The sequence below is a fragment of the Bacillus sp. FJAT-26390 genome (assembly GCF_001682865.1).
Taxonomy (GTDB): domain Bacteria; phylum Bacillota; class Bacilli; order Paenibacillales; family Paenibacillaceae; genus Pristimantibacillus.
This window is the reverse complement of sequence record NZ_MAQX01000032.1, coordinates 22,300-37,641: the sequence shown is the minus strand read 5'-3', so window position 1 is coordinate 37,641 and position 15,342 is coordinate 22,300. Positions and strand designations below refer to the sequence as shown.

Here is a 15,342-nt window from a genome sequence, read left to right as displayed (position 1 = left end):
TTTTTCCGGCTTGGAAGTGAATGCAGATGAACAAATTCGTGCCAGATCCGCCTTGGAAAAGGCTGTTCTGGCCTTTCTGTGTTTCGGGCTATGTGGCTCATGGTTATAGTATTAAGACTAGTGTTTAGGAGGCAGATGGATGAGGAGACAAACCATTTCTAAGATTTGGCGGAGAATCGGGCTGGTATTGGTCATGCTGTGCTGTGCGGTCTTTATCGTATCTGCATCAAACCCCAATACGCCTGAGGGATTTTTAATTATTGCGCACCGTGGAGCTTCCGGTTATGCGCCTGAGAATACGATGGCTGCCTTTGAGGAGGCAGAGAAGCTTGGCTCCGACTTTATTGAATACGATGTACAGTTCAGCAAAGACAGAGAGCTTGTCGTCATTCATGACGATACGGTTGATCGCACGACGGAGCATACAGGTTCCGTGGACCAGTACACGTTGAATGAGCTGAAAGGAATGGATGCAGGAATCAGCTCAAGCGCGGAGGAAGAAGATAAGACGATTTCGTCTTTCCAAGAAGTGATGGATCGGTTCGCGGGGAAAATGGGCATGCTCATCGAGATTAAGGATTCAAAGCTATTTCCGGGAATTGAAGAGAAAGTGGCTGAGATTGTACGCCAGTATGAGCAGCGGCATAATTATACCGCGTTTAAGGACAACGGGCAGTTACAAGGGATGGCAAAGATTAAGAACAGCTCAGGCATCATCATTCAATCCTATGATTTTGACTCGACGCGACGCATGCACGACTTGCTGCCTGGCATACCTGTCGCTGCTCTCGTCCATGAGGATCAACATCCTTTATCGGATGAGACGCTTGATGAGCTGACATCTTATGCAGCGTACATTAACTATACCTATGATTTGCTAGATGAGGAGCTTGTACAGAAAATCCATGACCGAAATCGGAAGGTGATCGCGTGGACGATTCAAAATGACAGCGATATGGAACGGATGAAAAAGCTTGGAGTGGATGGCGTAATTACCGATTATCCGGGATAAGTATGGATACCTATGATTGGAAGTCAGGGCGACTAAGCCTTGGCTTCTTTTATTTGTGCGGAGATGTTGAGGTTTGCAGGATTGTGGCATTATTTGTCGAATTAATTTTTCTAATAAAACAAGTATCTTCCATTCTTTGGCACCGGCGGATTTAGAGAGTGCTGACGTGGCAGCCTTATCTTATTACATACCTCATGAAGGGACTGGTTTTTATCAAAGGTTCGTTAAAATTATGCAAGAAAGTATTGGTTGTGACATTAAGTTGTATGCTCGTGCTTTCTGGAGGCTTCACGTTTAATCGTTCTAGTGAAGCCGTATTTGCGGCAGCAGGTCCAGAGACTATAACGTTTTCTTCGAATGAAGCTAGTTTATGGAACGGTGGGATTGCTCATGACGGCGAGGGCTCCTCGTTTAATATCCCAGGTCTGAATTTGGAATTTTATAATATTAGCGATACGATCGGCACATTGATAACAAAGCCATTAGTTCATGGTCACACAGAGAGTAACGACCATTTTGACGCACTTACAACCTATGATCCGAGTTTTACCTACGACGGATGGAAAGGGATGGGGATAAAGTCGGCAGATGGAAGCGAGTTTCAGATCAACGGCTTCTTTTATTCCAATTTTGGCGAAGTGTCACCCATTACGATTACAGTAGAAGGCTACCGCAATGGAACAAAGGTGGCGGACACTACATTTGTAGCAAGTGATGTAGTATCGGACTACATATCAAAAAACGTCACGCTAGATTCGGCTTTTGATAATGTCGATCAGGTATTGTTATATTCCAGCAATGAAAGCTGGCATGGAATTAACAATATTATCATTGATAGCGCGGTGATTCCGGCTGCTGCGGTAACGAACGCAGCCAGTGCAGTGACCAAGAGCAGCGCTGTTCTAAGCGGAACCGTGAACGACAACGGCTCGAATACGTCGGTCTCTTTTGACTATGGCCTCACAACAAGCTACGGCAGCAATTTAGCTGCAACGGTTGGCGGAACGATATCGGCTGGAGCGGGTAATACGGCCAGCTCGCTTACGCTATCGGGCTTGACCCCCAATACGACCTATCATTACCGCGTGAAGGCGGAAAACGGCGGCGGGATTGCGTACGGCAGTGACCAGTCGTTTACGACAAACGATCTTACGGATGCCGAGAAAGTAGCTGCCGCGAAGGCGGCGTTAGCAGTTGGATATGCGGGAAGCGACTCGGCAGCGAGCGTGACGTCGAACGTGACTTTGAACACGTCAGGAACGAATGGGACAACTGTAGCTTGGAGCTCGAATGCTACGGCAGTTGATGCAACAAGTGGAACAGTCGTGCGCCCAAGCTATACGCAAGGCGATGCAACGGTTACGCTGACGGCAACGATCAGCAAGGGTTCGGCAACGGATACGAAGACGTTTACGCTTACAGTGGTTAAGCTGGCGCAAACGAACGCGGAGGCGGTAGCTGAAGCGAAAGCTGCGCTAGAAGTTGGCTATCTGGGAAGCGACTCGGCGGCGAGCGTGACGTCGAACGTGACTTTGAACACGTCAGGAACAAGCGGAACGAATGTAGTTTGGAGCTCGGATTCAGCAGCAGTTGATGCAGCAAACGGAACAGTCTTGCGCCCAAGCTATACGCAAGGCGATGCAACGGTGACGCTGACGGCAACGATCAGCAAAGGCGGAGTAACGGATACGAAGACGTTTACGCTTACAGTGGTTAAGCTGGCGCAAACGAACGCGGAGGCGGTAGCTGAAGCGAAAGCTGCGCTAGAAGTTGGCTATCTGGGAAGCGACTCGGCGGCGAGCGTGACGTCGAACGTGACTTTGAACACGTCAGGAACAAGCGGAACGAATGTAGTTTGGAGCTCGGATTCAGCAGCAGTTGATGCAGCAAACGGAACAGTCTTGCGCCCAAGCTATACGCAAGGCGATGCAACGGTGACGCTGACGGCAACGATCAGCAAAGGCGGAGTAACGGATACGAAGACGTTTACGCTTAAAGTGGTTAAGCTGGCGCAAACGAACGCGGAGGCGGTAGCCGAAGCGAAAGCTGCGCTAGAAGTTGGCTATCTGGGAAGCGACTCGGCGGCGAGTGTGACGTCGAACGTGACTTTGAGCGAGAACGGCTTGAATGGAACGGATGTAGTCTGGAGTTCGAGTTCAGCGGGAGCCATTAAAGCAAACGGAGAAGTGATCCGCCCGAGCTATACGCAAGGCGACGCAACCGTTACGCTGACGGCAACGATCAACAAAGGCGGAGCAATCGCTACGAAGACATTCGTACTGAATGTGGTTAAGCTCGCGCAAACGGACGCGGAAGCAGTAGCAGAAGCGAAGGATGCGGTAGTAGTCGGGTATGCAGGCATCGACTCGGCAGCGAGCGTGACGCAGAACGTAGTTTTGGATAAGTCTGGCGCGAACGGAACAACAGTAGCTTGGAGCTCGAATGCAACGGCAGTGGATGCAGCAAACGGAGCAGTCGAGCGCCCAAGCTACACGCAAGGCGATGCAACGGTTACGCTGACGGCAACGATCAGCAAAGGTTCGGCAACGGCTACGAAGACGTTTACGCTTACAGTGGTTAAGCTGGCGCAAACGAACGCGGAGGCGGTAGCTGAAGCGAAAACTGCGCTAGAAGTTGGCTATTTGGGAAGCGACTCAGCGGCGAGCGTGACGTCGAACGTGACTTTGAACACGTCAGGAACAAGCGGAACGAATGTAGTTTGGAGTTCGGATTCAGCAGCAGTTGATGCAGTAAACGGAGCAGTCGTGCGCCCAAGCTATACGCAGGGAGATGCAACGGTTACGCTAACGGCAACGATCAGCAAAGGCGGAGTAACGGATACGAAGACGTTTACGCTGAAAGTGCTGAAGCTGGCGCAAACGGACGCGGAGGCGGTAGCTGAAGCGAAAGGCTCCGTAGTAGTTGGGTATGCAGGCATCGACTCGGAAGCAAGCGTGACACAGGACGTGACTTTGGGCAAGTCTGGATCGAGCGGAACGACAGTAGCTTGGAGCTCGGATTCGGCAGCAGTCAATGCAGTAAGCGGAGCAGTCGTGCGCCCAAGCTATACGCAAGGCGATGCAACGGTGACGCTGACGGCAACGATCAGCAAAGGCTTAGTAACGGATACGAAGACGTTCACGCTGAAAGTGCTGAAGCTGGCGCAAACGGACGCGGAAGCGGTGGCTGAAGCGAAAGGCTCCGTAGTAGTTGGGTACACAGGCAGCGAATCGGCAGCGAGCGTGACGCAGAACATAGTTTTGGACAAGTCAGGAACGAGCGGAACGACAGTAGCTTGGAGCTCGGATTCAGCAGCAGTCAATGCAGCAAGTGGAGCAGTCGTGCGCCCAAGCTACGAGCAAGGCGATGCAACCGTGACGCTGACGGCAACGATCAGCAAAGGAACAGCAACGGATACGAAGACGTTCACACTGACTGTAAAAGCATTGCCTCCTATGGTGTCTGCTCAAAATAACAGTCTCGGTGCAGATGTCTACACGATTACTGTAGGCGGGAGCTTATCGCTGCAAGCGACCGGTGATCGTCAGTCGGCGGCCGGAATTGTGGACGGCGAAGAACGTTATATACCGACAGCATGGGCTTCAACCGAGGGTGGCAAAGCCGGCAGTTTTATTTTGAATGGCGGCAGCTATAAAGATGTATATGAAACTTCAACAGTAGGCAAATATACGGTAACGGCTGCTTTCCAAAAGCAAATTTGGAATGGAACGGCATGGGTAAACAGCGGAACGGCGGATACCAAAAGCATTGACGTTAACGTTATCGCCGCGCTTACTTATATCCTTCAACCCATTGGCGACCAGTCGCTGTCCAATTTAACGGTAGGTTATGCGGAGGGAACTCAGCAGACGAAGAGCATTAATGTGACGAATGCAGGAACGGGGCATTTAGTTAATCTGGCAACAACGCTAAGCGGAAGCCATGCGAATGCTTTTGCCATTTCTCAGCCGCTAGCTACGACGCTGAACAGCGGAGCGCCTGCAACCAGCTTCACCGTTAAAGCAAAAGACGGTTTGGCGGCAGGAACATACACCGCAACCGTTACGATTAAAGCAGACAACATGACGGAAGTTGCTTTGACGTTGACGCAAGTGGTTAATTTGCCCGATGCTCCTGCGAATCCGCAGAGCCTTGCAGCTGCTGGGGGCGATCGCCAGGTTGTGCTGAACTGGAATACGGTAACGGGTGCGACCTATTACAATGTTTATATGTCCACGGCTTCGGGACAATTTAGTGATGATTCAGTTGCTACTGTGACCGGATCTACCTATACCGTCCAGAATCTAGTCAACGGAACGCCATATTATTTTGTAGTAAAAGCGGGCAATTTGGGCGGTCTTAGCGCTCAATCTAATCAAGTGAATGCAACGCCTGCGACCGCTCCGACGAGCAGCGAAGGCAACAATACACCATCGCAGCCTTCAACAAGCACCGACATTGAAGTTCTTGTTAACGGCAAGGTAGAGCATGCGGGAACGGCAACAACAACGAAAGTAAATGATCAAACCGTTACTACAGTCGTTGTCGATCAGAAGAAGCTTGAGGAAAAGCTTGCATTAGAAGGCCAAGGCGCAGTGGTCACGATTCCGGTAAACACCAAGTCAGATGTGGTCATTGGCGAGCTGAACGGTCAAATGGTTAAAAATATGGAAGGCAAGCAAGCGGTTTTGGAAATAAAGACGGACAAAGCAGCGTATACGCTGCCTGCACAGCTTATCAACATTGACGCTATATCCAAGCAGCTTGGCGCGTCGGTCTCCTTGCAAGACATCAAGCTGAAGATCGAAATCGCGGCTCCGCAAGCGGATATGGTAAAAGTGGTGGAGAATGCAGCAGAGAAAGGAACGTTCACGCTTGTCGTTCCGCCGATTAATTTTACAGTTACAAGCTCGTATAAGGGGACTAACATTGAAATCTCTACGTTTAATGCGTATGTAGAGCGCACGATCGCAGTTCCGGACGGCTTCGACCCGAATAAGATTACAACGGGCATTGTGGTTGATCCAGACGGAACTGTACGTCATGTACCGACCAAAGTGGTGGAGAAGGACGGCGAGTTTTTTGTCGTCATCAACAGCTTGACCAATAGTACGTACTCGGTTGTGTGGCATCCAATTGAATTTAGCGATGTATCGAAACACTGGGCGAAAAACGCAGTTAATGATATGGGCTCACGAATGATCATTGATGGTACAGGGGACGGAATGTTCAGTCCTGACCGTGACATTACGCGCGCTGAATTTGCAGCAATCATCGTTCGGGGACTAGGGCTTAAGCTGGAGAGCGGAGCGAGCAGCTTCTCGGATGTGAAGGAGACAGCTTGGTACAGCAAAGCGATTAACACGGCTTACAAATACAACTTGATCAATGGATTTGAAGACGGGACCTTCAAGCCTAATGACAAGATCACTCGCGAACAGGCGATGGTCATCATCTCCAAAGCCATGTCGATTACGGATTTGAAAGCTAAGCTGCCTGTTCAATCGGCAACCGAAACGTTGCGTCCATTTGCAGATGCGGCTAAAGCGTCCTCTTGGGCGACGGCCAGCATTGCTGACAGCGTGCAGTCCGGCGTTGTATCGGGAAGAACTAGCACTACGCTTGCGCCAAAAGCGTTCATTACAAGAGCAGAGGTTGCGGCTATCGTGAACAGGCTGCTCCAAAAATCAGAGCTGATCTAATATTTTTGACCTTAGGGCTCAATCTCGCTGCTTGCGTGATTGAGTCCTTTTATATATGGCGTTGTTCATTATTTTACCTAATTGCGAACCAGCTTCTTGTTTGGGACGTACCAGCATATGCTGAATGCAGAAGTCAAAGCGTTGCAGCGAGACAGAAATGTTCATATCATATTTTTAAATTAATACCAAATTAAGGATGATTCATATTCCGATGCACAGCATCCAAGTTTGAAATTATCAGGTTTAAATTCCCAGATGCGTGGTGGCAGCTTATCACACAAGAGATCAATATAAATGCTGATCAACGGTTTGAAAGGATTGATATAGCAGGGAAAAGCACCGATCTATTAAAACATTTTTACCAATATAAGTTTATTAGATGCTCATTTTTTTAGTAGACATAAGGAGAAATGTTGTGTTACCTTTACTCACATGAAAGGGAGGGGCCACAAAGTAACGAGGTTGATACAGCCGTGTCTCAAGGAGCTGCTATTGTCGCCTTCCATACTTTTTTTCCATAAACAAGTTACTTTTGCCCTAAAGTTAAAGCGCTTAAACTTATTGCGGAGTGAGGAAGAGCTTGACGAATGTTATTAAAGGGAAAGGAGCCATGGTTTTAGTTAAAGTTGGTAGCAGCACAATAAAAGGAGGAATTTTAATTGTACACGATTAAATCTAACAAAAGTATGATGAAGTTGCTGGGTCTCATTCTTCTCTGTCTAACCATGCTTATGACACTACTGGGTGCGCCAGCTAAATTTCAGTCGAAGGCGCATGCTGCCGGTGAACTAAAACCATTCCCTCAACAAATTAACTATCCGGGCATTATTAAGCCAAACCATGTAACCCAAGCAGCTATGAATAGCTCAGTAAGCGCCTATTATGACTACTGGAAGTCTGCTCATTTGAGAAACAACTTAGCATCATTGCCTGGCGGTTATTATGTAAAAGGTGATATTACCGGCGATGCGGACGGATACAATCCTCTCGGAACCTCTGAAGGCCAAGGATATGGAATGATCATCACGGTTCTGATGGCAGGTTACGATACGAATGCAAAAACGATCTACGATGGGCTATTCAAAACGGCAAGAGCCTTCAAAAGCCCGAATAATGCTAATTTAATGGGCTGGGTTGTAGCGGACAGCAGCAGTGCCCAAGGCCATTTTGACTCTGCTACTGACGGAGATTTGGATATTGCCTATTCGCTAATTCTTGCCGATCGCCAGTGGGGATCGACAGGAACGATCAACTATTTGGAAGAAGCCAAAAAAATGATCACAAACGGAATCAAGGTTAGCAACGTAACCACAAATAACAGGCTGAACCTTGGTGACTGGGATACCAAAAGCGCCCTGAACACCCGCCCTTCCGATTGGATGCTTTCACATTTAAGAGCATTTTATGATGTTACAGGGGATCAAACATGGCTGAATGTCATCAATAACCTGTATACGCTATACAGCCAATTCACTACATCGTATTCGAATAGCACGGGCCTAATCTCTGACTTTGTGGTAGGGAATCCTCCACAACCAGCTCCGCAAAACTATCTGGATGAATTCCCGGAAACCAATGAGTACAACTACAACGCTAGCCGAGTTCCATTAAGAATTGTAATGGACTACGCTTTGTACGGTGATACGAGAGGCAAGGATATTGCTGACAAAATAGCAGTATGGATTAAAGGCAAAACAAGCGGAAATCCGAATAACGTAAAAGACGGCTACCAATTGAATGGCAATGTAAGAGGAACATACGCTACAGCAGTATTCGTATCGCCGTTCATTTCGGCTGCGACCACGAGCAGCGCTCACCAAGCATGGGTAAATGCAGGCTGGGATTGGATGAAGAACAAGCAAGAATCCTACTTTAGCGATTCGTTCAATATGCTGAACTTGCTCTTCATTTCAGGAAACTGGTGGAAGCCTGAGTTTGGTGGCGGCACAACGGATACACAAGCACCTACTACCCCAGCTAATCTGACTGCAACTACTGCATCAAGCAGCCAAATCAATTTAAGCTGGACGGCTTCGACGGATAACGTTGGCGTATCGGGATACCGTGTATTCCGTGGCGGCGTTCAAGTCGGAACACCAACGGGCACTACTTTTAACGACACGGGACTAACGGCATCTACGGCATACAGCTATACGGTAAAAGCAATTGACGCTGCGGGCAACCTTTCGGCAATTAGCAATACAGCGACTGCAACGACAAGTGCAATTGCAACAGGCTCTAATCTTGCTCTCGGCAAGACGGCAGTAGCAAGTTCAGTAGAAGGAACGGGATTTGAGGCATCCAAAGCAACTGACGGCAACTCGTCGACTAGATGGGGAAGTGTTGAAGGAAGCAATAACCAATGGATCTATGTGGATCTTGGAGCGACCAAAAGCATCAACCGTGTGAAATTGAATTGGGAGGCTGCTTACGGTAAAGGGTATAAAATCCAAATCTCCTCCAATGCAACCACGTGGACGGATGCTTTTACAACAACAACCGGCAATGGCGCAATTGATGATATTACGTTCACAGCGCAAAGCGGAAGATATGTAAGAATACTTGGTACATTAAGAGGCACAGCATATGGGTATTCACTCTTTGATTTTGAGGTTTACGGTTCTTAATCGTTGAAATGTAATGAAGCCTGATGGGATTGCTCCGTCAGGCTTTGTTATTTTTAAAACACCTTTCGCGAGAAAAGATCATATACTAGGTCGAATGCCTGCAACTCACGGCTTCGCAATATAAATAGGGATGTAATTCGTGATCTTGTTTGCAGAAACCATTGCAGACGGGTCGTTTTTTATTTAGAGACACGTATTCAAGGATCAAGAAAGAAGGTCTTTTTATGGCGGGTATCAAAATCGAAGTCGATAAGCGTGTATTGATTAGCGGTGCAACGATTGTCACGATGAATCCAAAACGTGATGTCTTAGTAGATCAGGATATTCTCATTGTGGGGGATCGTATCGAAGATATCGGCAAATTGGATGGGATGTCGGAGGAAGTTGACGAAGTCATTCTTGCTGCTGGACAGATTGTTATTCCGGGGCTGATCCAAACGCATCTCCATCTTACGCGGACGTTATTTCGAAATTTGGTAGCTGACAAAAATCTGAATCAATGGCTGGATATCATTCAGAGCCTTGAAGCTGCACATGATAGAGATTCAAATTATTGGGCAAGCATGTTAGGCATTGCGGAGCTGTTTCTCGGCGGCACAACAGCGATCTATGATATGGAAGCCGATCAATATACGGATAGCGCCTTCGAGGCGATCGCACAGACCGGCATTCGCGCCTTCTCCGGAAAAAGGATGACAGATAAGCTGTATACGGGCGTTAAATATACAGAGAAGACAGTCGGGCGCGCGGATATCGTCTTCGAGGAGAGCTTGCATCTGTTTGAAAAATGGGATGGACGCGACGGCGGGCGGATCCGGTATTGCTTTTGCCCAGCTTCCGCCATTACCTGCTCGGAGAAGCTTTTGAGAATGGCAGCCGATTTTTCCTCAAAGTACGGGGCAAGGGTTCATATTCATGCCTCGGAAATCAAAGAGGAAGAAACGATTATTATGAAGCATACGGGTATGCGCGTTATCGATTATTTGGATTCGGTTGGACTCGTAAACGCTAGGACGGTTTTGGCTCATTGCGTTCACGTGGATAATCATGAAATCAAAATGATCGCAAAGCGCGGTGCCCATGTGGCGCATTGTCCTACAGCAAACCTTTATTTAGCCTCGGGAATCGCTCCAATTCCAAAAATGATCGAGCATGGAGTCAACATCGGCTTGGGGGCCGACAATGCGGCAGACCATACGAATATGGACGTTTTTCAAGAGATGAAGCTGGCAGCATTCGTTCAAAAAGGAGTTCATATGCATCCAACGATTCAGCCTAATGCCCAAAAAACATTCGAAATGGCGACACTAGGCGGTGCCCGTGCCCTTGGTTTAGAGAAACTGATTGGCAGTATCGAGATTGGGAAAAAGGCGGATCTCGCGATTGTGGATTTGAGAAAACCGCATGCGTGGCCAAGTGCGGCGCAGCTAAATGAAGAGCCAAACATTTATAGAAGGATCGTGTACTCTGCCAAATCCTCGGATGTTGTTCTGACCATGGTCAACGGCCGTATCGTCATGAAGGATGGCGAATTGCTGAGCATGGATAGGAGTGAGGTTCTGAAAAGCTCAAATGACGCGATTATGCGGTTATTGGAACGCGCCGGTATCACCAGGTAATACCGATACGCAGCGCATGCTACATAGTGAAGCTTCCGTATGGTTTAAGCGCTATTTCTTGGTGGTGCTTATTTTTGTATGCGTGAATGTTCCAGCAAACGATGTTTCCTCTGCATACATGATTTCATTAAAAATTGATATGTATATATAAACCCATCGAACGTTCATTCCACTTCTGAAGGGCTGGAAGGAGAGACGTTTATGAAAGCGGATGCCGTATTTGAAGGCGGAGGAGTAAGAGGAATTGCATTCATTGGCGCGATAAAAGAGATGGAGGCTAGCGGATACCAGTGGGAGCGCTTAGCGGGAACATCTGCCGGTGCCGTAGTGGCTGCGCTGCTCGCCTGCGGATATCATGCTAACGAATTGATCGGTATTATGAATACGCTCGATTACCGCCAGTTGCTGGGCAAGACGTGGGTTCATCATTTGCCCTTTTTAGGCATGGCGCTACCGCTTCTTTTGCGATCAGGGATTTATTTAAATACACCGCTGGAAGACAAGCTGACGTATTGGCTAGGCCAAAAGGGCGTATCTACCTTTGGCGACCTGCCAGAGGGCAAGCTGAAAATCATTGCTTCCGATATCAGCAGCGGAAAAATGCTGGTCCTGCCAGACGACTTGCCGCGTTATGGCCTTTCACCATCCGAGTTCCGAATTGCGACTGCGGTTAGAATGAGCACGACGCTTCCTTATTTTTTTCAGCCCTACCGATTAAAAACGAAGCTAAGAAGAAAACCGTTTTATATCCTCGACGGCGGGCTGCTCAGCAACTATCCGATCTGGTTGTTTGACGTAGAGGGGATTCCGAACTGGCCTACGTTTGGCTTCCGATTGTTAGGCGAGCATACGGAAACGCCATTCTATAATATACGGGGCCCCATATCCATGTTCCGTGCGATGTTCCAGACGATGCTGAAGGCTCATGACCAGCGGCATGTGGACAGCCATTCCGAGAGCCGGACTGTTTTTATACCGACGGGAGGGGTAGGCGCAACGCAGTTTGGGCTGAGCGCCGAAGACCGGGAGATGCTGTTTCAATCCGGGCAAGCTGCAGCTCATGAATTTTTGGCGGAGTGGAATTATGAGGGGTATGTGAAGGCGTTTCGGGTTTCTGGCGGAAAATGAGCCAAATGATATAAACGAACATTAGCTGCCCATTAAGCACGTAAATGAATGAAAGGGATACCCTTCAAACAGTCGGAGAACTGGTTGAAGGGTATCCCTTATTTACTTTCATCTCGACAATATGCGACTTTTGTCGTACGATGACAAAAAGATCTATGGGAATATATTACTAGTTTAGGAGCGAAAGAGGAATGGTTTTTCTAATTACAGCAGTTGTGCTTATTTTGCTTGCGGCGGTCGCGTTTTTCATTATCCAAAACCGGGGAAAAGCGATGGCTGCTGCAAAAGTCGACGTCAATTACACGAACGAAAACGGTACCTTTCTAGCCCGGGGCAAGCTGGACGACTTTGTCATTCAGAAGAATGACCGTTTCGCGTTTTTGGTTCGAGACGGTGTCATCGTCGCATGCAAGGACAACCAGAAGCATCAGGACTTTGTTTTCTACACGGAGGTAGAAAAATGAAGAAGGTGCTCGACTGGGTTGGCGGGAAAATTAACGACTTTACTGGAGAAACCGAGCGTGAGCAGCTTGTCTCGGAGCTTAAGGCTTTACATAAGGCGTACATGAGCAATATTACAGACATCATTGATACAACGAACAATCGGATACAGAGCTACAACGACACGATTAGAAAGCTTAATGGCTTCCGTAAAAATAAAGTTAGCTTAACCATCTCTAGCCTCTATCGGTTTTTATCCAAATTCGGAAATGTATTTCAAACGAAGCTATTTGCTGCGGAGAGCGGCAAAGAAGAGATTATACTGCCAGAGAAAATATTCGAATCCAAAACGAAATATATAGAAGATAACGATTGGGAGAAGAAAGAGTATATTAAGAAAATTTTGTTCAAGACGGTTTTTGGAGCAAGGATGGAAATCCGGAAAAAAAACCAAGTCCTCCGCGAGACATTAGGCCAATACAGGCTGGAAATCGCCTCCACGGAAAGCCAGGCACGGTTGATTCAGGAGAAGGTAGCAACCGACATTCGCATATCAAAGATATATGAAAGCAATATTCGAATGATCGATGATGTAATAGAAGAGAAGATTATTCCCGAGCTGGAGCTGATTGATGCCTTCATGGAAGCGGAAGCGATTAAAAATGTCATCATTGCCAAAAGAGAGCTGCAGAACATACCGGTTAACCGGAAGATCACGCTGCTGAATGGAACACTGCATGAGAAGCATTACCGATTCATCAGAAACGCGTTTCTATTCTATCAGATTGGCAAAAAAATATACGACACGCCCGTTCTAACGCGATTGCTTCATGAGGAAACGAGCGAGAGGGATCTTATAGAAGTAGAGAAGCATACGGAAGCTTTGCAGGAGCAATCGCGAATGTTGAATAACGCTAGTATTTTGGAGGGACAAGATGGTGGAGCTTCGAGAGATTGTTAGGCAGAGGGCACAGCTTGCAGAGATGGAAAAAACGTTGTATATCAACTCGGTTAATCAATTAAATACGAAGATGAAAGAGCTAATGAGCCCGGATCATTTTGGTGCCGAGCTAGTAAAGTCATGCTCGCGAGACCTGTCAGGGGAAGTGATTCGAAATTATTTCGATTTAAGCGATTTATATATTACAGCGGACCAGCTTGCTCTTCGGATGGTTAATTTCCAATACGACAATGAATACGACCCGCTCGGACAGAACAAAGCCTATATCAGCGAAGTTAATAATTACAATGATTATGAGGGATTATCGTCCTCGCTTCGCGCCATTGATGCGCGGAATTCAGAGTCGACGGTTAAGATGTTCCAGGGTGAGCGGTCAGGGAACGAGCCTTTTTACGATAGCGAAGGCAATAGATACAGCTCCCGGACGGCTTTTAAGAATGATCAACTGAATAACGGCGGGGACACCGTAAGGGATGACCTTACCGGCAGAGTGGTTCAGAAGGATTCAATAGCGGGCGATCACGTTCGGGCGGTAAAAAGCGCAGAGTACAACGAACGCTACCTGGGAGACGATTACCGAAAGGATATGGAGAAGGTCTATCATTCTGAGGGTAATATGCAATGGATTGATTCCAGGGCGAACATGTCTAAAGGCGCTGCCGAATCCGTAGAGGATACAATTGGGCGATGGGAGAGAAGCCAAGGGGAGACGCGTGAGCATCTCATCAACAAAGGTTATCTGAACGAAGAAGGGAAAGTGCCGAAGCACGTTCAGAAAGAGCTTGCGGGAACTTTCAGGGAGATTGGAAATAAGGAAAGCGTTCAAGCGTTGAAGCATGCAGACTATAAGGCGATCAGCAAGGACGCGCTAAATGATTCCGGCAAGGCAATTACGAAAATATTGGCGGGCCAGCTCATTTATTACACGATGCCTCCGCTGCTGTTTGAGACGAGAGCCATATTGAAGGATAAGAGCGTCTCGCTCTCGGCGTTTTTTCATAAATTGAAGCCTGCTATGAAACGAATTGGGAAATATGTCTTATCCAAAATGAAAGAGATTTTCTCTAATGCGGCATCAGGGCTTTTCAAGAAGTTTTTTAAAACCTTTTTTGATATTCTGCTTAGCTTGCTAAAGGAAACGGTCAAGAAGGTCGTCGGATTAGCCAAAAATCTAGTGTTAGCCTTAGTCGACTCTGCCAAAATAATGCTCGACAAAAGCGCCACGAAGGCGCAAAAGGCTGACGGGGTATTTAATCTCGTTTCGGTAACGATTACTGCATTTGTCATTGACACCATGCTTGATTATGTGTCGAAGCAATTCGGCATACCCGCATTTATTTCCGGTCCTCTGCAGATGATTGCAACGGTACTTATCTCTAACATCGTGCTGCTGGTGCTGAAAAAAGCCGATTTGTTTGATGTGCGTTACGGGTTGCTGGTAGCGAACATCGAGAAGGCGATTGACGATACCGAGAATGACTATGTTCGCCAATTGCAGCATATCGAAAAAAGCGTTAATGAAAAACGGGAATTAATTCTGGAGCAAGCCGAGCAGCAATTAACCGAGATGAAGGAAAGATTGCTCTTGGCCGATATGTATGAGCATTCGGTTGAAGAAGATTTGGAGAAGTTCAACCGGATGTTTCAAATGGGGATTCCATTCGAGCAAGAGTGGTCGCGATATATTGGACTTACGGATGAATCCGATATGCTTCAAGACGGAGCTAAGGAAGAAGCTTTCTCCTTGCTTGCATCTCGGAATTAGTTGAACTAAAACGCTCCATATCCCCATAAAATAAGATAAGTACAGCGTTTAGGCATGCAACAAAACGAATAGCCATATGGCATTGAC

Annotated in this window: 8 protein-coding genes and 1 pseudogene; all 9 read left to right on the top strand. The window is 47.5% G+C overall.

The genetic code is table 11. The features are described from left to right. The first annotated feature begins 139 nt into the window (after positions 1-139). Entirely contained in the window at positions 140-1,012 is an 873-nt protein-coding gene (locus A7975_RS21130) for a glycerophosphodiester phosphodiesterase (RefSeq protein ID WP_065386449.1), read from the top strand. A 251-nt stretch (positions 1,013-1,263) separates the two neighbouring features. Next, entirely contained in the window at positions 1,264-6,714 is a 5,451-nt protein-coding gene (locus tag A7975_RS35030) for an immunoglobulin-like domain-containing protein (RefSeq protein WP_255314420.1), read from the top strand. A 776-nt stretch (positions 6,715-7,490) separates the two neighbouring features. After that, positions 7,491-8,645 (top strand): annotated as a pseudogene (locus A7975_RS35025) (family 8 glycosyl hydrolase); the annotation flags it as partial. Beyond that, positions 8,622-9,341, top strand: a complete 720-nt coding sequence (locus A7975_RS35020) for a galactose-binding domain-containing protein (RefSeq protein WP_255314510.1) — start codon at positions 8,622-8,624, stop codon at positions 9,339-9,341. The pseudogene A7975_RS35025 and the gene A7975_RS35020, both read left to right, overlap by 24 nt. A gap of 224 nt (positions 9,342-9,565) precedes the next feature. Next, positions 9,566-10,960: an amidohydrolase family protein gene (locus tag A7975_RS21115; RefSeq protein WP_065386447.1), complete on the top strand. Its 1,395-nt coding sequence runs from the start codon at positions 9,566-9,568 to the stop codon at positions 10,958-10,960. Positions 10,961-11,161: 201 nt separating this feature from the next. Further along, complete coding sequence (locus tag A7975_RS21110) at positions 11,162-12,088, top strand: patatin-like phospholipase family protein (RefSeq protein WP_065386446.1); 927 nt, start codon at positions 11,162-11,164, stop codon at positions 12,086-12,088. A gap of 191 nt (positions 12,089-12,279) precedes the next feature. Further along, positions 12,280-12,552, top strand: coding sequence for a hypothetical protein (locus tag A7975_RS21105; protein ID WP_065386445.1), 273 nt, complete (start codon positions 12,280-12,282; stop codon positions 12,550-12,552). Further along, complete coding sequence (locus A7975_RS21100; RefSeq protein ID WP_065386444.1) at positions 12,549-13,490, top strand: hypothetical protein; 942 nt, start codon at positions 12,549-12,551, stop codon at positions 13,488-13,490. Before A7975_RS21105 ends, A7975_RS21100 begins: the two co-directional genes overlap by 4 nt. After that, positions 13,465-15,255, top strand: a complete 1,791-nt coding sequence (locus A7975_RS21095; RefSeq protein WP_065386443.1) for a hypothetical protein — start codon at positions 13,465-13,467, stop codon at positions 15,253-15,255. Before A7975_RS21100 ends, A7975_RS21095 begins: the two co-directional genes overlap by 26 nt. Positions 15,256-15,342 lie beyond the last annotated feature (87 nt).

Bases quoted from the DNA above. Each gene is read 5' to 3' on its own strand.
- A7975_RS21115 (WP_065386447.1), top strand. From the start codon at position 9,566: ATGGCGGGTATCAAAATCGAAGTCGATAAGCGTGTATTGATTAGCGGT.
- A7975_RS21105 (WP_065386445.1), top strand. From the start codon at position 12,280: ATGGTTTTTCTAATTACAGCAGTTGTGCTTATTTTGCTTGCGGCGGTC.
- A7975_RS21100 (WP_065386444.1), top strand. From the start codon at position 12,549: ATGAAGAAGGTGCTCGACTGGGTTGGCGGGAAAATTAACGACTTTACT.
- A7975_RS21095 (WP_065386443.1), top strand. From the start codon at position 13,465: ATGGTGGAGCTTCGAGAGATTGTTAGGCAGAGGGCACAGCTTGCAGAG.
- A7975_RS21110 (WP_065386446.1), top strand. From the start codon at position 11,162: ATGAAAGCGGATGCCGTATTTGAAGGCGGAGGAGTAAGAGGAATTGCA.
- A7975_RS21130 (WP_065386449.1), top strand. From the start codon at position 140: ATGAGGAGACAAACCATTTCTAAGATTTGGCGGAGAATCGGGCTGGTA.